General features: G+C 61.6%; 16 protein-coding genes. 8 read left to right on the plus strand and 8 right to left on the minus strand.

Annotation, left to right across the window (positions count from 1 at the left end; all coding sequences use genetic code 11):
* Positions 1 to 364: 364 nt before the first annotated feature.
* The 5 genes from A462_RS31000 to A462_RS30980 all read right to left on the minus strand — a co-directional run bounded on the left by A462_RS31000 (position 365) and on the right by A462_RS30980 (position 5192).
* Positions 365 to 1525 carry a gamma-butyrobetaine dioxygenase gene (locus A462_RS31000; RefSeq protein WP_008430627.1) on the minus strand — a complete coding sequence of 387 codons (1161 nt, stop codon included), beginning with the start codon at positions 1523 to 1525 and terminating at the stop codon, positions 365 to 367.
* Between the two features lie 9 nt (positions 1526 to 1534).
* Positions 1535 to 2011: a thioesterase family protein gene (locus A462_RS30995; protein WP_008430629.1), complete on the minus strand. Its 477-nt coding sequence runs from the start codon at positions 2009 to 2011 to the stop codon at positions 1535 to 1537.
* Between the two features lie 118 nt (positions 2012 to 2129).
* On the minus strand, positions 2130 to 3095 hold the full coding sequence (locus A462_RS30990) for an L-carnitine dehydrogenase (protein WP_008430633.1): 966 nt from the start codon (positions 3093 to 3095) through the stop codon (positions 2130 to 2132).
* Between the two features lie 177 nt (positions 3096 to 3272).
* Positions 3273 to 4160, minus strand: coding sequence for a 3-keto-5-aminohexanoate cleavage protein (locus A462_RS30985; protein WP_003216924.1), 888 nt, complete (start codon positions 4158 to 4160; stop codon positions 3273 to 3275).
* 87 nt (positions 4161 to 4247) lie between these two features.
* Entirely contained in the window at positions 4248 to 5192 is a 945-nt protein-coding gene (locus A462_RS30980; RefSeq protein ID WP_008430636.1) for a choline ABC transporter substrate-binding protein, read from the minus strand.
* A 193-nt stretch (positions 5193 to 5385) separates the two neighbouring features.
* On the opposite strand from A462_RS30980, the gene A462_RS30975 reads away from it, so the two are divergent.
* Positions 5386 to 6330, plus strand: coding sequence for a GlxA family transcriptional regulator (locus tag A462_RS30975; RefSeq protein WP_008430637.1), 945 nt, complete (start codon positions 5386 to 5388; stop codon positions 6328 to 6330).
* Between the two features lie 138 nt (positions 6331 to 6468).
* Here the strand turns inward: A462_RS30975 and A462_RS30970 are convergent, their stop codons facing one another.
* A complete protein-coding gene (locus A462_RS30970) occupies positions 6469 to 6885 on the minus strand; it encodes a DUF3010 family protein (protein ID WP_008430639.1) in 417 nt (138 codons plus the stop codon).
* 42 nt (positions 6886 to 6927) lie between these two features.
* Positions 6928 to 7329 carry a lysozyme inhibitor LprI family protein gene (locus tag A462_RS30965; protein ID WP_003216930.1) on the minus strand — a complete coding sequence of 134 codons (402 nt, stop codon included), beginning with the start codon at positions 7327 to 7329 and terminating at the stop codon, positions 6928 to 6930.
* Positions 7330 to 7548: 219 nt separating this feature from the next.
* Between A462_RS30965 and A462_RS30960 the strand changes: the two genes are divergently transcribed.
* The 6 genes from A462_RS30960 to etfB all read left to right on the plus strand — a co-directional run bounded on the left by A462_RS30960 (position 7549) and on the right by etfB (position 15300).
* Positions 7549 to 8526: a dipeptidase gene (locus A462_RS30960; RefSeq protein ID WP_003216932.1), complete on the plus strand. Its 978-nt coding sequence runs from the start codon at positions 7549 to 7551 to the stop codon at positions 8524 to 8526.
* Positions 8527 to 8602: 76 nt separating this feature from the next.
* The gene (locus A462_RS30955) at positions 8603 to 9133 is read left to right on the plus strand and encodes a DUF5943 domain-containing protein (protein ID WP_008430647.1); all 531 of its coding nucleotides are present in this window, start codon (positions 8603 to 8605) and stop codon (positions 9131 to 9133) included.
* 15 nt (positions 9134 to 9148) lie between these two features.
* On the plus strand, positions 9149 to 11209 hold the full coding sequence (gene dgcA, locus A462_RS30950; RefSeq protein WP_003216936.1) for a dimethylglycine demethylation protein DgcA: 2061 nt from the start codon (positions 9149 to 9151) through the stop codon (positions 11207 to 11209).
* A 149-nt stretch (positions 11210 to 11358) separates the two neighbouring features.
* Positions 11359 to 13299 (plus strand): dimethylglycine demethylation protein DgcB, encoded by a 1941-nt coding sequence (dgcB, locus tag A462_RS30945; protein WP_008430650.1) that lies wholly within the window; start codon positions 11359 to 11361, stop codon positions 13297 to 13299.
* The gene (etfA, locus tag A462_RS30940) at positions 13299 to 14519 is read left to right on the plus strand and encodes an electron transfer flavoprotein subunit alpha (protein WP_008430652.1); all 1221 of its coding nucleotides are present in this window, start codon (positions 13299 to 13301) and stop codon (positions 14517 to 14519) included. Before dgcB ends, etfA begins: the two co-directional genes overlap by 1 nt.
* A gap of 10 nt (positions 14520 to 14529) precedes the next feature.
* A complete protein-coding gene (gene etfB, locus A462_RS30935) occupies positions 14530 to 15300 on the plus strand; it encodes an electron transfer flavoprotein subunit beta (RefSeq protein ID WP_008430654.1) in 771 nt (256 codons plus the stop codon).
* Positions 15301 to 16059: 759 nt separating this feature from the next.
* Here etfB and gbcA read toward each other — a convergent pair.
* Entirely contained in the window at positions 16060 to 17355 is a 1296-nt protein-coding gene (gene gbcA, locus A462_RS30930; RefSeq protein WP_003216945.1) for a glycine-betaine demethylase subunit GbcA, read from the minus strand.
* 280 nt (positions 17356 to 17635) lie between these two features.
* Between gbcA and gbcB the strand changes: the two genes are divergently transcribed.
* Complete coding sequence (gene gbcB, locus A462_RS30925) at positions 17636 to 18736, plus strand: glycine-betaine demethylase subunit GbcB (RefSeq protein ID WP_008430657.1); 1101 nt, start codon at positions 17636 to 17638, stop codon at positions 18734 to 18736.
* The last annotated feature ends 227 nt before the right edge of the window (positions 18737 to 18963 follow it).

Raw genomic sequence — 18963 nt, forward strand, 5'->3', positions numbered from 1 at the left:
TAGGGGAGCGGGGGATTGAGGTCGATTCTGGTAGGCCATCACCGAGTCGGCAAGGCCTGAATGCATGAATGTCCGGCACACCTATGAACAGGTCGTTTTCGGCTAACTCGCAAGGCAGGGGAGTGTGCACACTGGCATCAAGCAAGCAGCTTGAAGGTTTGGTCACCCTCGGGATGCGCCGCTCACACAAAGCACTCTGCCCCGATCCTGTCACGGCTGGATCGGGGCTTTTTTTGAGCTGAAATTTGAGGTGAAGCTGCTGGCCCCTTCGCGAGCAAGCCCGCTCCCACATTTGACCGCGTTTTTTCAGGAGGAACTCGGTCAAATGTGGGAGCGGGCTTGCTCGCGAAGGGGGCGCCTCGGTCTACCGCTGCAACACCAATATCCGCGACAACAACTCATCCCGATCGATATAGCAGCCCTGGAAATGCCGCGCCCCGGACGCCGGATCAAACGCATTGCGCGCATGCAGGGTCCGGCGATTATCAAAGCACCACAGCTCGCCCGGATTCAGACGTTTGACCAGCCGAAAACGCTCTTCCCGGGTCATCGCAATAAACCGGCGATAGGCGCGATAGAGCAACGGCATCTGCTCTGCAGGCGCCTCAAACGGCCCGCGCAGAAAGTTGGCCATGCGAATCTCGGCGACTTCACCCAAGGCATCCAGAGCGATGATCGGCGCCAGCCGGCGATAGTCGCTGTGACGGTCCTTGTTGCGAAACTCCACCGGGATCTCGCACAACGCGCGAAAGGCTTCCGGATCTTCGTCCCGCAGCGCCCGCGCAATCGCAAAACCATCGACAAAAATACTCTCGCCCCCGTCGGCGTCGTTCACCAGGCAATGCAAGAACTGCAGCCCGGGTTGCAGCTCCCGCGTCGGCAAATCACTGTGCAGCGGCAGGTTGAATGCCGTGTAGGCGTTGCTGTCGGCATCGGCCTTGGACTGCACGTTGAACAGCACGCCGAAGTTGCTCTCGCGGATGAACGAAATGCGCTTGGCGATCAGCGCCAGCGAGCCAGGTTCGGTGGGCACACCGCGCACTTGGGTGAGGCCGCTGTCACGCAGGGCCAGCAGCCATTGCAGCAGGGCTTTCGGGTCTTCCATCAGCGCTGCGTAGTCGAATACGGGCAGCTCGAACGTACGGTCCCACAGCAGGGATTTCGGTTTGGCAGCCCGGCGTTCGGCGCGGGACTCATCGTCGTAGGCGTGCGCCCGCAACCATCCGGGATCGTATTGGCTGCGATGCCCGCCGCTCCATTCCACTGTCAGCAGACCCTGGTCGATACGTGCACTGAGGGCCGTGAGGTGTTCGTCCACATCGACGATTTCCAGCACCTGTTCACGGGTCACGCTGTAGACGCAAACAGGGCACGGGCAGTTGTCCCGCAGCCACTGGTGATGAAACGGGCTGACCCGCCCATCGGCCCATCGCACACTGAGGTGATCGCCGTGCACCTGCACATCGGCCAGGTCACTGATCAGTGGGTAAGTACGGAAGTCGGCAACAGCGGCGGCGGTTTGCATGGCGATTCCTTATTTTTGGGGTGGCAGTCCAATCACGCGGCCGAGCAGGGCGGGCTTCGGCAGGTCGGTTTGTTCGGCGCTGATGCTGGCAAGCTTGCCCAGCACCGCTTCACTGAATGGCGCCGAGTGCGGCCCGGCGAGGTCGACGTGGAGCAGCATCTGTTCGTTGCCCGCCAGCTCCTTTTCGTCGCCCACCAGGTGCAGGCTGTGATAGAGGTGCAGGCGCTTGCGGTCGTGGGCGATGAGTTGGGTGTGCACCTCGACGGCGGCGCCCAGTTTCACTTCGTGCAGGTAGTTGAGGTGCAACTCCAGGGTGAACAGCGAGTGGCCGCTGGCTTCGCGGTTTTCGCTGTCCAGGCCCAGGGTGTCCATCAGCGCATCAGTGGCGTAGCTGAAAATCAGCAGGTAGAACGCATCGCGCAGGTGGCCGTTGTAGTCGACCCACTCGGGGAGGATTTTGGTGGTGTAGGTGGTGAGTGCGGGCATGTCATGAATTCCGGGTATGTACTCGGTCAAATGTGGGAGCTGGCTTGCCTGCGATGGCGGCGGTGAATCCAACATCGCTATCGCAGGCAAGCCAGCTCCCACAGAAAATCAACAGCGGTTATTCGGCGAAGGTCATACCGTGTTTTTCCTTGGTGGTCTTCACCGCCTCCAGCACCGCCAGCAGGCAATCATCACGATAGCGCTCCAGCGCCGAAATGCTGTGCTTGCCTAACTGATCGCTGGTGCCGTCCACCACGTCGTCAATCAATTTGTCGGTCAATTCCGGCGCCGGCAGATAGGTCCACGGCAGCTGCAAGGCCGGGCCGAACTGCGCCATGAAGTGCCGCATCCCGGCATCACCGCCCGCCAGCGTATAGGTCAGGAACGTCCCCATGAACGACCAGCGCAAACCGGCGCCAAAGCGAATCGCATCATCGATCTCGCCGGTGGTTGCCACACCATCGTTCACCAGGTGCAAGGCCTCACGCCACAGGGCTTCCAGCAGCCGGTCAGCGATAAAACCGGGCACTTCCTTACGCACATGCAAAGGGCGCATGCCGAGGGATTCGTACACCTTGATTGCTGCCTGAATCGCTTCCGGCGCAGTGTTTTTGCCGCCTACCACTTCCACAAGCGGCAACAGGTAAACCGGGTTGAACGGATGCCCCACCACGCAACGTTCCGGGTGCGTGGAGCCTTCATAAAACTCGCTCGGCAACAGCCCCGAAGTACTCGAACCAATCAACGCGTTCGGCTTGGCCGCCGCGCTGATTTTGCTGTGTAACTCCAGCTTCAATTCCAGGCGTTCCGGGGCGCTTTCCTGGATGAAGTCGGCGTCTTTCACGCACTCTTCAATGGTGGCCACAAAGCGCAGGCGATCTTGTGAAGCACCCGGTGCCAAGCCTTGTTTTTCCAGGGCGGCCCAAGCATTCGCGACACGTTTGCGCAGGGCCGCTTCGGCACCGGGCGCAGGGTCCCAGGCCACCACGTCCAGGCCGTGGGCCAGGGCGCGGGATACCCAGCCGCTGCCGATAACACCGCTGCCCAGCGCGGCGAAGGTTTTGATTTCAGTGATAAAGCTCATGGCAAATTCCTAAAGAGTTCGGTGATTCTGTGTGAGAGCCAAGATCAAAATGTGGGAGCGGGCTTGCTCGCGAAAGCGGTCTGTCAGTTGATGCATTCGGTGGCTGATCCACCGCATTCGCGAGCAAGCCCGCTCCCACATTTGATTCGGTTCCTGCAGGGCGTCGTGCGGTGTGTCTTAGCCGCGCTTGGTCAGGCCCATCTTCACGCGGCCTTCGGCCGGGGTCATGACCCGCGCACCCAGGCGGCTGAGGATCTCGCTGGCGCGTTCCACCAACTGGCCGTTGGTCGCCAGCACGCCCTTGTCCAGCCACAGGTTGTCTTCCAGGCCGACCCGCACGTTGCCGCCCAGCAGCACTGCTTGCGCCGCCATCGGCATCTGCATGCGACCAATGCCGAAGCCGGCCCACACCGCGTCAGCCGGCAGGTTGTCGACCATGGCTTTCATGGTGGTGGTGTCGGCCGGCGCGCCCCACGGGATGCCCAGGCACAGCTGGAACAACGGGTTGTCGAGCAAGCCTTCCTTGATCATCTGCTTGGCGAACCACAGGTGACCGGTGTCGAAAATCTCCAGCTCGGCTTTAACGCCCAGCTCTTGAATACGTTTGGCGCCAGCCCGCAGCTGGGCCGGGGTGGAGACGTAAATGGTGTCGCCGTCGCCAAAGTTTAGGGTGCCGCAGTCCAGGGTGCAGATTTCCGGCAGCAGCTCTTCCACGTGGGCCAGGCGGGTCAGCGGGCCCACCAGGTCGGTGTTGGGCCCGAATTCCATAGGGTTCTCGCCGCCACCGATTTCCAGGTCGCCACCCATGCCGGCGGTGAGGTTGACGATGATGTCGACGTCCGCCTCGCGGATGCGCTCCATCACTTCGCGGTACAGCGCCACGTCGCGGCTGAACTTGCCGGTCTCGGGGTCACGTACGTGGCAATGCACCACGGTGGCACCGGCCTTGGCTGCTTCCACCGCCGCGGCAGCGATTTGTTTGGGAGTGACCGGCACGTGAGGGCTTCTGGCGGTCGTGTCGCCAGCACCGGTGAGTGCGCAGGTGATGATGACGTCGTGGTTCATGAGGCAGGTTCCTTACAGGCGTGATTTTCAGGCGTAGTCATACCGTTCGCAGCCGGGAGCGGCTGCGAAACGGTGATTCAAGACAGGTTATTTGCTGGTCAATTGCAGGTTGGCTGCGGCGGGTTTGCCGTCGAAGGTGGTCACGCCTTCCAGCCAGCGCTGCTGGTCTTGCGGGTGATCCTTGAGCCATTGCCTGGCCGACTCGAAAGCGTCCTTGTGATCCAGCAGCGGCTGCATCATTCGGCTCTCGTCGGCGGCGGTGAAGGTCAGGTTGCTGAGCAACTTGTGCACGTTGGGGCATTGCTCGGCGTAGGTCGGCGAGGTGACGGACCACACGGTGGCCATGCCTTCGTTCGGGCCCAGCGCGTCATCACTGCCGGTGAGGTAAGTCATCGCCACGTTGACGTTCATCGGGTGCGGCGCCCAGCCGAAGAACACCACGGCCTCCTTGCGGCGCACGGCGCGGTCGACGGCGGCGAGCATGCCGGCCTCGCTGGATTCCACCAGTTGGAACTTGCCCAGGCCAAACTGATTCTTGGCGATCATCGCCTTGATCTGGGTGTTGGCGCCCGAGCCCGGTTCAATGCCGTAGATCTTGCCGCCCAGTTCTTTTTCAAACCTGGCGATGTCGGCGAAGGTCTTCAGGCCCTTGTCGGCCAGGTAAGTCGGCACCGCCAGGGTCGCGCGGGCGTCTTCCAGGGACGGCTTGTCGAGCACCTTGACCTGCTTGGCCTCGACAAACGGGGTGATGGTCTGGGTCATCAGCGGGTTCCAGTAGCCCAGGAACATGTCCAGGCGCTGGTCGCGAATCCCGGCAAAGATGATTTGCTGGGACGCGCTGGTCTGTTTGGTCTTGTAGCCGAGGCCGTCGAGCAACACTTGAGTCATGGCACTGGTGGCGATTACGTCGGTCCAGTTCACCACGCCCATGCGCACGTTCTGGCAAGAAGCCGCATCGGCTGCCATGACGTTGGTGCTCAAAATGGCGCTGGCGCTGAGTGCGAGCACACAGCGGCTGATCAGTCGGTTCATGGTGGTTCCCTCGGCAGGTTGTTATTGTGGGTTCCGGCGTCTTTGTGCACCGTGCAGCCAAGTTACGCAGCTTGGTCCCCGACAAAACGCACGGCGGCGACCAGCTCTTGCACTGCAGCGACCTGCCCCCTTGAATGACCGATTGAACTGGCGTATCACAGTGACCACGCTGTCCGTCCTACGAGAGCGCTCCATGTCCCAGGATTTCTACTTTCTGCTGATGCCGGGCTTCTCCGCCATCGGCTTTATTTCCGCGATCGAACCTTTACGTGTCGCCAATCGTTTTCGTGGCGAGCTGTACCGCTGGCACGTCTTGAGCGCCGACGGCGGCGCGGTGCTGGCGAGCAATGGCATGTCGGTCAACGCCGACGCCGCGCTGGAGCCGCTGAAGAAAGGCTCGACCTTACTGGTGGTGGCCGGCTTCGAACCGCTGAAGTTCGCCACGCCCGCACTGGAACACTGGCTGCGTCGCCTTGACCACGACGGCGTGACCCTCGGCGCCATAGACACTGGCGCCTGCGTACTCGCCGAAGCCGGCCTGCTCGAAGGCCACCGCCTGACCCTGCACTGGGAAGCCATCGACGCCTTCAAGGAATCTTATCCACAGCTGACGGTGACCCAGGAGCTGTTCGAGATCGACCGCCGGCGCATCACCTCGGCGGGCGGCACCGCGTCCATCGACCTGATGCTCGACCTGATCAGCCAGGCTCACGGGCCAGAGTTGGCGATCCAGGTATCCGAGCAATTCGTGCTCGGCCGCATCCGCCCGCGCAAAGACCACCAACGCATGCAGATCGCCACGCGCTACGGCATCAACAACAAGAAGTTGGTGCAGGTGATTGGGGAGATGGAACAGCACACGGAACCGCCGTTGAGCACACTGGCGCTGGCGGAGGCGATCAAGGTCACGCGACGGCAGTTGGAGCGCTTGTTTCGGCTGCACCTGAACGACACACCGAGCAACTTCTACCTGGGTTTGCGCCTGGAAAAGGCTCGGCAGTTGTTGCGCCAGAGCGACCTGAGCGTGCTGGAGGTGAGCATCGCCTGCGGGTTTGAATCGCCGTCGTATTTCACCCGCAGCTACCGGGCAAGGTTTGCCAAGTGCCCAAGGGAAGATCGGCGCCGGGAAGCAGTATGAAAACCGCTATTGAAAACAACACAGATCAAATGTGGGAGCGGGCTTGCTCGCGAATGCGGTGGATCAGTCGTTACATGTATTGACTGACACACCGCATTCGCGAGCAAGCCCGCTCCCACAGGGGATGTGCGATGTAGCTTATTTCTTCAGCAGGGCTGAACACGCGGCTTTGAAGGCCTCATGCTGATACTTGTTCAGCGTCGCCGGCAGGGCAAAGTCATGTTTCTTGTTCTGCGCATTGATGGTCTGCGGCGACAGCAGCGTCACCTCAACACCCCCCAGCAGTTGAAATACGCCTTCAATCTTGAACGTGGTCGGGCCACCGGCGAATTCGCCTTTCTTGCTGCGCTTCTTGATGGCGATGCGGCTGATGCCGTTTTCCCGCACAAACGCGCTGACCTGAGTGGCGAAGGCCTTGACGTTGGCCGCCTCATCATCGTCTTCAAGGGCGATTTTCTTGGTGGCCAGAGCGACGTGGCCCAATGCCTGACCGTCGAGCGAGGCGACAGCAATAATGGCTTCGCTGCCTTTGATTTCGATGCCGCAGATAGTCATGAATAGCCTTGGTTCTGAGTAGAGAGTGGAGGGGATTGTCGCTTATTCCTGCCCAATCGACTCCAAAAACTCCGACCGTTCATCACTCATCCGCGCCAGACAATCATTCTGCTGGATCGCATATGCCTTGCTTCCCGCCACTGCCGGGAAGGTATCTACAGCGCAATCCGCATCCCGTAACTTTTCCCACTTCTGCTGGGCATCCTTCAGACGAGCGGTAATGTCCGCCAGCTGCGTCTTGTTGCTGCCATAGGTCGAACCCATGCGTTCCAGCAGCCCCTGGTAGTTATCCTTGAGCAGTTGTTCGGCGGTGGTTTTGTTGTAGGTGGCGCATTCCAGGGTTTGCTTGTCGTTCTCGATGCCATCGCAGGGCGTGCTGTCGGTGTCTTCAGCGGCGTGTACGCCGGTTGCGATGAGTGCCAAAGCCAGGAAAATCGATTTCATTGCGCCGTCTCATATCAGTTGATGAGCAAATTCTGGCTCAAGCGTAAGACAAAGAACAGACACCCGTCAGAGATGTCATGTTGGCCTTTGTCGCGGATTGACGCTTTCGGCAATTCCCTTGTCGTTTTTGCACCCGGCTCCTTCTGCCCCGGGGCATATGCTGGCCCCAAAGCGCCGGCAGACGATTCGGCGCATGAATCGCCAATAAGGGGACGCCTGATGAGCCCAGCCGAATTGCACGCCGACAGCATCGTTATCGACGGGCTGATCATTGCCAAGTGGAACCGCGACCTGTTCGAAGACATGCGCAAGGGTGGCCTCACCGCTGCCAACTGCACCGTGTCGGTATGGGAAGGGTTCCAGGCCACCATTAACAACATCGTGGCCAGCCAGACCCTGATTCGCGAAAACAGCGACCTGGTGATCCCGGTGAAAACCACCGCCGATATCCGTCGCGCCAAGGAGCAGGGCAAGACCGGCATCATCTTCGGCTTCCAGAACGCCCACGCGTTTGAAGACCAGCTCGGCTATGTCGAGATCTTCAAGCAGCTCGGGGTTGGCGTGGTGCAGATGTGCTACAACACCCAGAACCTGGTGGGCACCGGCTGCTATGAGCGCGATGGCGGCCTGTCGGGCTTCGGTCGCGAGGTCGTCGCCGAGATGAACCGCGTCGGCATCATGTGCGACCTGTCCCACGTGGGCTCCAAGACTTCCGAAGAAGTCATCCTCGAATCGAAAAAGCCGGTGTGCTACTCCCACTGCCTGCCTTCAGGCCTCAAAGAGCACCCCCGCAACAAGTCCGATGAAGAGCTGAAGTTCATCGCCGACCACGGTGGCTTTGTCGGCGTGACCATGTTCGCGCCGTTCCTGGCCAAGGGCATCGACTCGACCATCGACGACTACGCCGAAGCCATCGAGTACACCATGAACATCGTGGGCGAAGACGCCATCGGCATCGGCACCGACTTCACCCAGGGCCATGGCCAGGATTTCTTCGAAATGCTGACCCACGACAAGGGCTACGCCCGCCGCCTGACCAGCTTCGGCAAGATCATCAACCCGCTGGGCATCCGCACCGTGGGCGAGTTCCCGAACCTCACCGAGACCCTGCTCAAGCGCGGCCATCCCGAGCGCGTGGTGCGCAAGATCATGGGCGAAAACTGGGTCAACGTCCTGAAGGACGTCTGGGGCGAATAAGCCACCACTCACGCCTCTTTTCCCCCAACCTTATGCGTCGGGGGCTTACCAAAGCATTTTCCGGAGTTAAGTTTCCATGGCCAAGATCGCCCCTCAATTGCCTATCGAAGTCGACAGCGAAACCGGTGTCTGGACCTCCGACGCCCTGCCGATGCTGTACGTGCCGCGCCATTTCTTCGTCAACAATCACATGGGGATCGAAGAAGTCCTGGGCAGCGAGGCCTACGCCGAAATCCTCTACAAGGCCGGCTACAAATCCGCCTGGCACTGGTGTGAAAAAGAAGCTGAATGCCACGGCCTGGAAGGCGTCGCAGTGTTCGAGCACTACATGAAGCGCCTGTCGCAGCGCGGCTGGGGCCTGTTCAAGATCCAGGACATCGACCTCGATAAAGGCACCGCCAGCGTCAAGCTCGAGCACTCGGCATTCGTCTACGTGTACGGCAAGGTCGGGCGCAAGGTCGACTACATGTTCACCGGCTGGTTTGCCGGCGCGATGGACCAGATTCTCGAAGCCCGCGGCAGCAAGATCCGCACCGTTGCGGAACAGGTATACGGCGGCTCCGAAGAGGGCCACGACGACGGCCTGTTCACCGTCAAGCCGTTGTAAGTCGAGGACCCTGCCATGGCTTTCGAAGCAATGTTTGCGCCGATCCAGATCGGCAAACTGACCATCCGCAACCGCGTGCTCAGTACCGCCCACGCCGAGGTGTATGCCACCGACGGCGGCATGACCACCGACCGCTATGTGAAGTACTACGAAGAGAAAGCCAAGGGCGGGATCGGCCTGGCGATCTGCGGCGGTTCTTCCAGTGTCGCCATCGACAGCCCGCAAGGCTGGTGGAAGTCGGTGAACCTGGCGGATGACCGGATCATCCCGCACTTCCAGAACCTGGCCGACGCCATGCACAAGCATGGCGCCAAGATCATGATCCAGATTACCCACATGGGCCGTCGCTCGCGCTGGGACGGCGAGCATTGGCCCACGCTGCTGTCGCCTTCGGGCATCCGCGAGCCGGTGCACCGCGCCACCTGCAAGACCATCGAGCCTGAAGAAATCTGGCGCGTGATCGGCAACTACGCCACCGCTGCGGCACGGGCCAAGGCCGGTGGCCTGGACGGTGTGGAACTGTCGGCGGTGCACCAGCACATGATCGACCAGTTCTGGAGCCCTCGGGTCAACAAACGTACTGACGAATGGGGCGGCAGCTTCGAAAACCGCATGCGTTTCGGCCTTGAGGTGTTGAAGGCGGTACGCAAGGAAGTCGGCCCGGATTTCTGCGTCGGCATCCGTTTGTGCGGCGACGAATTCCATCCGGACGGCCTGTCCCACGAGGACATGAAACAGATCGCCAAGTACTACGACGACACCGGCATGCTCGACTTCATCGGCGTGGTCGGCTCGGGGTGCGACACCCACAACACCCTGGCCAACGTTATCCCGAACATGAGTTATCCACCGGAGCCGTTCCTGCACCTGGCGGCCGGCATCAAGGAAGTGGTCAAGGCCCCGGTGCTGCACGCGCAGAACATCAAGGACCCGAACCAGGCCACGCGCATCCTGGAAGGCGGCTACGTGGACATGGTCGGCATGACCCGCGCCCACATCGCCGACCCGCACCTGATCGCCAAGATCAAGATGGGCCAGATCGACCAGATCAAACAGTGCGTCGGCGCCAACTACTGCATCGACCGCCAGTACCAGGGGCTGGACGTGCTGTGCATCCAGAACGCCGCCACTTCCCGTGAATACATGGGCGTGCCGCACATCATCGAGAAATCCACCGGGCCAAAACGCAAAGTCGTGGTGGTGGGGGCTGGCCCGGCCGGGATGGAAGCGGCGCGGGTGGCTGCCGAACGTGGCCACGACGTGACGCTGTTCGAGAAGAAAGAATTTATCGGCGGGCAAATCACCACTGCATCGAAAGCCCCGCAGCGTGACCAGATTGCCGGGATCACCCGCTGGTTCCAGTTGGAACTGGCGCGCCTGAACGTCGACCTGCGCCTGGGTGTGGCGGCGGACGCGGCGACCATCCTCGACCTGCGCCCGGACGTGGTGGTGCTGGCGGTGGGCGGTCATCCGTTCCTGGAGCAGAACGAACACTGGGGCGCGGCTGAAGGCCTGGTGGTCAGCAGCTGGGACGTGCTCGACGGCAAGGTGGCGCCGGGCAAGAACGTGCTGGTGTACGACACCATCTGCGAGTTCACCGGCATGTCGGTGGCCGACTTCCTCGCGGACAAGGGCAGCCAGGTCGAGATCGTCACCGACGACATCAAGCCGGGCGTGGCTGTGGGCGGTACGTCGTTCCCGACGTACTACCGCAGCATGTACCCCAAGGAAGTGATCATGACCGGCGACATGATGCTGGAAAAGGTCTACCGCGAAGGCGACAAGCTGGTGGCGGTGCTGGAGAACGAATACACCGGGGCCAGGGAAGAGCGGGTGGTGGACCAGGTGGTGGTCGAGAACGGCGTGCGTCCGGACGAAGAGCTCTACTACGGGCTCAAGGCAGGCTCGCGCAACAAGGGCCAGATGGACATCGAAGCCCTGTTCGCGATCAAGCCGCAGCCGTGCCTGAGCGAGCCGGGCGAGGGGTACTTGCTGTTCCGCATTGGTGACTGCGTGGCCCAGCGTAATACCCACGCGGCCATCTATGACGCCCTGCGCCTGTGCAAGGATTTCTGATCCGCCTGATCGTTCCCACGCTCTGCGTGGGAATGCCGCCCTGGACGCTCCGCGTCCGCTCTTAGGTCGTGACGCAGAGCGTCACAGGATGCATCCCCACGCAGAGCGTGGGGACGATCATTGACCCCGAGGTCTTTGGGAGCTTCACCATGTTGAACACCCTTCTTCCCATCCTGCTCTTCGCCGCCCTGGGCCTTGCCGTCCTCGGCGCGCTGCGCCGGGTGAACATGTGGCGCCGCGGCCGGTCCTCCAAGGTCGACTTGCTCGGCGGCCTGTTGGCCATGCCCAAGCGCTACATGGTCGACCTGCACCATGTGGTCGCCCGCGACAAATACATCGCCAACACCCACGTCGCCACCGCCCTGGGCTTTGTGCTCTCGGCGCTGCTGGCGATCCTGGTGCACGGTTTCGGCCTGCATAACCGCATCCTCGGCTACGCCTTGCTGTTGGCTTCGGTGCTGATGTTTGTCGGCGCCACCTTCGTCTACCTGCGCCGTCGCAACCCGCCTGCACGCCTGTCGAAAGGCCCGTGGATGCGCCTGCCGAAAAGCCTGATGGCGTTCTCGGTGAGCTTCTTCCTGGTGACCTTGCCGGTGGCCGGGATTCTGCCGGCGGACTTCGGCGGCTGGTTGCTCGCCGCGCTGCTGAGCCTGGGCGTGCTGTGGGGCGTGTCGGAAATGTTCTTCGGCATGACCTGGGGCGGCCCGATGAAACACGCCTTCGCCGGTGCCCTGCACCTGGCCTGGCACCGCCGCGCCGAACGCTTCGGCGGCGGCCGTTCCACCGGTTTGAAACCCCTGGACCTCGCGGATAAAAGCGCGCCCCTGGGCGTGGAAAAACCGGTGGATTTCACCTGGAACCAACTGCTCGGCTTCGACGCCTGCGTGCAGTGCGGCAAGTGCGAAGCCGCGTGCCCGGCGTTCGCCGCCGGCCAGCCACTGAACCCGAAAAAACTTATCCAGGACATGGTCGTCGGCCTGGCCGGTGGCACCGACGCCAAGTTCGCCGGCAGCCCGTATCCTGGCAAAGCCATCGGCGAACACAGCGGCAACCCGCACCAGCCAATCGTCAATGGCCTGGTGGACGCCGAGACCCTGTGGTCGTGCACCACTTGCCGCGCCTGCGTGGAGGAGTGCCCGATGATGATCGAGCACGTGGACGCCATCGTCGACATGCGCCGCCACCTCACCCTGGAAAAGGGCGCGACCCCGAACAAGGGGGCCGAAGTCCTGGAAAACCTGATCGCCACCGACAACCCGGGCGGCTTCGCACCGGGCGGGCGGATGAACTGGGCGGCGGATTTGAACCTGCCCTTGCTCAGCGACAGGAAAACCGTCGACGTGCTGTTCTGGGTCGGCGACGGTGCCTTCGACATGCGCAACCAGCGCACCCTGCGCTCGTTCGTCAAAGTGCTGAAAGCCGCCAAGGTCGACTTCGCCGTACTGGGCCTTGAAGAGCGCGACAGCGGCGACGTGGCCCGGCGCCTGGGCGATGAAGCCACTTTCCAGCTGCTGGCCGCACGCAATATCCAGACCCTGGCCAAGTACAGCTTCAAGCGCATCGTCACCTGCGACCCCCACAGTTTCCACGTGCTGAAAAACGAATACGGCGCCTTCGATGGCAACTACCTGGTGCAGCACCACAGCACCTACATGGCCGAACTGATCGACGCCGGCGCCCTGAACCTGGGCCAGCACAAAGGCAACAGCGTGACCTATCACGACCCGTGCTACCTGGGCCGCTACAACGGCGAGTACGAGGCACCGCGCCAAGTGCTGCGTGCGCTGGGGATCGAGGTCAAGGAAATGCAGCGCTCCGGTTTCCGCTCGCGCTGCTGCGGTGGCGGTGGCGGGGCGCCGATCACCGATATTCCCGGCAAGCAGCGGATTCCCGACATGCGCATGGAAGACATCCGCGAGACCGGCGCCGAACTGGTGGCCGTGGGTTGTCCACAGTGCACGGCGATGCTGGAAGGCGTGGTCGAACCGCGTCCCTTGATCAAGGACATTGCCGAACTGGTAGCTGACGCGTTGCTTGAAGACGCGGCACCGGCCAAGGCGCCGAAACGCGAACCTGCGGAGGTGCATTGATGAGCGACATTATCCGCCGCGACCCACGGGCCGAATGGATCGCCCGTAACCGCCTGCACCCGCTGCACGCGGCGATGCAGCCGGTGCAACACAGCTGGATGGGGCCCAATGGGGTCATCCGCAAGAACGTGCACGGTGTCGGTTTTATCGGCCCCAACGGCATCAAGCGTATTGACCGCAGCGGCGCCCAGCAGGGCGGCGCGGCCAAGCGTACGGCAGCGGTGGAAGTGCAGTTGCCGCTGCATCAGGTACCGGCGCCCGCTTTCTACATCAACGTGGTGCCGGACATGGTCGGCGGCCGCCTGAGCAGCCACGACCGCGACTTGCTGGGCCTGGCCCGGCAGCTGGCCGGCGACGACGGTGCTGTATTGGCCGTGGTGTTCGGCGAACACAAGGAAAACGCCTTCGCCACCGCCGGTGTGGATCGGCTGCTGGTGTTGGACGGGCATGAATTCGACGGTTATTCACCGGAGCAACGGGTTCACGGGCTGCGGGCTGTGGATAACCAGTTCAACCCGCGCCACTGGTTGCTGCCGGACAGCCGCAGCGGCGGTGGTGAATTGGGGCGGCGCTTTGCCGCCAGCCTCAAGGAGCGCCCGGCCACGCGGGTCTGGCAGATCAAGGGCCAGGAATGTATTGGCCGTGCAGGCGCGGGTCAGGAGGATCTTGCCCGCCCACTGCCACGGATGATCCTGGCTGCGGCGGAGTGCGCCGATCCCGTCAGCGAAACCCGTCACGAAGTGCTGCCGGTGGAGTTATCCACAAGCCTGGCCCGCAGCCTTGCGCGTATCGAAGATTTGGGTGCGGTGGCCGTGGACCCGGCGGCGATTCCCATGGCCGAAGCCGAATTTATTTTCTCCGGTGGCAACGGGGTCAAGGACTGGGCACTGTTCCACCAGACCGCTGCCGCGTTGGGCGCCACCGAAGGTGCTTCGCGGGTGGCGGTGGATGACGGCTTCATGGCGCGCGATCGCCAGGTCGGCGCCAGCGGTACCTGGGTTACCGCGCGGGTTTACGTGGCGGTGGGGATTTCCGGGGCGATCCAGCACCTTCAAGGCATTGGTGCCTGCGACAAGGTGGTGGCGATCAACCTCGACCCGGGCTGCGACATGATCAAGCGTGCCGACCTGTCGGTGATCGGCGAAAGCGCCGCGATACTGCAAGCCTTGATCGTTGCGGTCGAGGCCTACCGCCACGGCGCCAAGCGCGATGCGGCTTAAGGAAATGGCCATGACGACGAATGTAATCAGCCTGGTGTCCATCGGTGCCCACCCGACTTCAGGCCGCCCACGCCGCGCCGAGCAAGATGCGCGCGCTGTGGAACTGGGCCTGCAACTGGCTGGGAATAACCTGCAAGTGCTGCACGCCGGCGACATCGGCGAACCCACCCTGCGCGCTTACCTGGGCATGGGCTTGCCGCAGTTGCACGTGCTTGAACAACCGGCCGGGGCAGACGCCTTGCCGGTGCTCGGCGACTATCTGCGGGACGCGGGCGCCCAAGTGGTGCTCACCGGCAGCCAAGCGGAAACCGGCGAAGGCTCGGGGATGTTGCCGTTCCTGCTGGCCGAGCAACTGGGTTGGCCGTTGATTATCGGCCTGGCCCAGGTGGAATCCATCGAAGGCGGTGTGGCCCATGTGCTGCAGGCCTTGCCTCGCGGCCAACGGCGGCGGCTGAAGGTGCGCCTGCCGTTTATGGCCACGGTGGATAACGCGGCGCCCAAGCCACGGCAAAGCGCCTACGGCCCGGCGCAACGCGGTGAGCTGACGGCCCATGACGTCGAGGTGTTGGAGGATGAGTTATTCACAGGCGCTGTATTGCAGCCGGCCAAGCCTCGGCCCAAGCGCCTCAAGGTGATCAAGGCCAAAAGCGGTGCCGACCGGATGAAGGCTGCAACGGCCAAGGCCAGCGGCGGCGGTGGGCAGGTGCTCAAAGGCGTGAGCCCGGAAGCGGGCGCTGAAGCCATTCTTAAATTGCTTATAGAAGAAGGTGTAGTGCGCTGATCCACTGTGGGAGCGGGCTTGCTCGCGAAGGCGGTGTGTCAGGTAACTCATGTACCGACTGATCCGCCGCTTTCGCGAGCAAGCCCGCTCCCACACTGTGTTGCGGCGATTGTGGCTTTACCCACAATCCCTGTTAACCCACCTGTGGATAACCTGTTCGCGGCTGTCCACACCCCATGCAAATCAAGCCCTCCAGCTCGCTGTACGAAAAATAACCAACCTAACTGACGGTTTTTCCTTGGGTTTTTCTGTGGATAAGGAAAATACCCGGCGCAGACTTGCCCCCAAAGTCTGTTGGTGCTTCTGTGGATAAGATGTTCGCTATCCGCTGTAGGCCATATAACGCGTGGCTTACAGTGCGTTGATTAAAATGTAACCAATATCGCTATTCCGGCTGGTTTTTGCTTTCAAAGCCGCGATTTTCCTCGGTTTAAGCCGGTTTTCCACAGATGGCCCAAAGTTGCCCCCAAAGTCTGTTGGCGCTTCTGTGGATAAGGTGTTTGCGTTCCTCTGTAGCCCATGCAGGACGTGGCTTTCAGGCTTTAGGTCAAAAAATGATCAATGTGGGATAAAACCGGTACCTTTGAATAAGTCACGGATTTTATTGGTTTTATTTCGACGGGAAAGCGCAGTTGCCCACAATTGCTGTGGGTGGCTTTGTGGATAAGTTGTTGGGCAATGGCTGGAAGGCAGGAAAGCAGGGGTCTGTCAGAGACCTGGCTGTTTTTTGTACAGTTCAGGTCCCTGTCACTGTATGGCTTACTCGTGGACCGCGACGCCTTTCAGATACGGCGCTGGCGCCGCCCCCAGGTTGCTCAGCATCCGCTCGCTGTACCAGTCCACAAAGTTGACCACACCAAACTCATAAGTCTTGGAGTACGGCCCTGGCTGGTACGCGGTGGAGTTGATGCCACGCTGGTTCTCTTCGGCCAGGCGACGGTCCTGGTCATTGGTGGCGTCCCACACTTTGCGCATGCGCTCGACGTCGTAGTCCACACCCTCCACGGCGTCCTTGTGCACGATCCACTTGGTGGTGACCATGGTTTCCTGGGCACTGATCGGCCACACGGTGAACACAATGATGTGGTCGCCCATGCAGTGGTTCCACGAGTGAGGCAGGTGCAGGATGCGCATCGAGCCCAGGTCCGGGTTCTTGATGCGGCCCATCAGCTTGTTGCAGCCTTGCTTGCCGTCGAGGGTCATCGACACGGTGCCCTTGAGCAGCGGCATGCGCACGATGCGGTTACGCAGGCCGAAGCTGGCGTGGGCGTAAGGGATCTTTTCGGCATCCCAGGCGGCGGCGGAGGCGGCCACGTGGTCCTTGAAGGCCTGGTCGGCCCGCGGGTCGGTAACGTCGTCCCATTCCAGCAGGGTTTTCAACAGTTCCGGGTGCGACGCGTTGCAGTGGTAGCACTCGCGGTTGTTTTCCAGCACCAGCTTCCAGTTGGCTTTTTCAAACAAGGTGGTTTGGATCGCCACCTTGGTGTTCTCCATGTCGTAGGGTTCCATGTAGTGGCTCAAGGTCGACAGGAAGTCGTCGATGGCCGGCGGGTTCTCCGACAGGCTGATAAAGATGTAGCCACCGGCGGTCTTCACATTCACCGGCTTGAGGCCGTATTGCTTCATGTCGAAGTCGGCGCCCATTTCGGTACCGGCGAACAGCAGGCGGCCGTCCAGTTCATAGGTCCACTGGTGGTAATGGCACACCAGCTTGGCGACCTTGCCCTTGTCGCTGGTGCACAGGCGCGAACCGCGGTGGCGACACACGTTATGGAACGCGTGCACCACGCCGTCGGCGCCACGGATCACGATGATCGGGTTCTTGCCCACTTGCAGGGTGATGTAGTTGCCCTTGGCGGGGATCTCGCAGGTCATGCCGGCGATCAACCACTCTTTCTGGAAAATTTCCTGCATGTCGATATCGAACAGCCGCTCATCAGAGTAAAACGGCTGCGGCAGCGAAAAGGTCCGCTCGCGTTCTTGCAGCATTTGCGCAGTGGCCTTGCGTGCGGGTTCCAGCGGATCGCCCAAGCTTAAGGTTGCGGTGACGTCCATCGTGTGTGTCCTCATGGCCATTCTGTGTGGCCGGCGAATAGTGGCTAGGTTTTGCAGCAAGGCGTAAAGAAAGCGTCTTTGTTGGGAGCGAGTGTGGGCCCCACAACGGCCAGAACCTTATCCATGAACGACATGGCCCACTCTGTTCCCGACGCGCAACCCCCGTGGTATGGGGGCTGGTCGCGATAAGTATGTGAATGTCGCAGATAGGTAAATGGGTGATTCGCGCGTTACGCAGAATCGCCACCATAAGGCCGATCACACGGCTATGGAGAACAGCATGTCCAACAGCTTCCTGAACCCGGTAACAACCCAGACCTGGGCCAATGGTCGGCACATCGTCCGTTGCGTCAAAGTCATCCAGGAAACCTGGGACGTGCGCACCTTCTGCTTTATGGCCGACCAGCCGATCCTGTTCTTTTTCAAGCCCGGGCAGTTCGTCACCCTGGAGCTGGAAATCGACGGCCAGCCGATCATGCGTTCGTACACTATTTCCAGTTCACCGTCGGTGCCTTACAGCTTTTCGGTGACCATCAAGCGCGTGCCGGGCGGCAAGGTGTCCAACTGGTTGCATGACACGCTGCACGAAGGCCAGGAGCTGGCGGTGCACGGGCCGGTGGGGCTGTTCAATGCCATCGACTTCCCGAGCCCGAAAGTGCTGTACCTCAGTGGTGGTGTCGGTATTACCCCGGTGATGTCCATGGCGCGCTGGTTCTACGACACCAACGCCAACGTCGACATGACGTTTATCCACAGCGCCCGCTCGCCAAAGGACATCATTTACCACCGCGAGCTGGAGCATATGGCGTCGCGGATTGATAACTTCAGCCTGCACCTGATTTGCGAGAAACACGGCCTGGGTGAACCCTGGGCCGGTTATCGCGGTTACCTCAACCACAAGATGCTCGAACTGATGGTGCCGGACTTCCTGGAGCGGGAAGTCTTCTGTTGCGGCCCGACGCCTTACATGAACGCGGTAAAGCGCCTGCTGGAAGCCGCCGGCTTCGACATGAGCCGCTACCACGAGGAATCCTTTGGCGCGACGCCACCGGAAGCCCGGGCCGACGCGGTGGAGCAAGCCGAACAAGCGGCGGATGCGCCGGAAATCGACCTGGCGGACCTGCATCAGGTGGAATTCATTGCCTCTGGCAAGAGCATCCGCGTGGCACCGGGCGAGACCGTGCACGCAGCGGCGGCCAAGCTTGGCCTGCTGATTCCGAAAGCTTGCGGCATGGGGATCTGTGGGACGTGCAAGGTGCTGAAGCTGGGCGGGGAGGTCGAGATGGACCACAACGGCGGGATCACCGAGGAAGACGAAGCCGAGGGTTACATCCTGTCGTGCTGCAGCGTGCCGAAGGGTGATGTGCGCATCGAGTTCTAATGATCGTTCCCACGCTCCGCGTGGGAATGCCTCTTTGGACGCTCCGCGTCCCGTCCCGCTGTGTGACGCGGAGCGTCACGGGCTGCATTCCCACGCAGAGCGTGGGAACGATCAGGCCCTGCGCTGAATCTCGATCAGGCCGTCCGGTCCTGCATAGTTACGGACGTTGGAATACCGCCAGCTCGGCCAAGTCCACACAACCCCGCTTCACAGGAATCGATCGTTCC

It is taken from the genome of Pseudomonas sp. Ag1, assembly GCF_000278565.1.
Taxonomy (GTDB): domain Bacteria; phylum Pseudomonadota; class Gammaproteobacteria; order Pseudomonadales; family Pseudomonadaceae; genus Aquipseudomonas.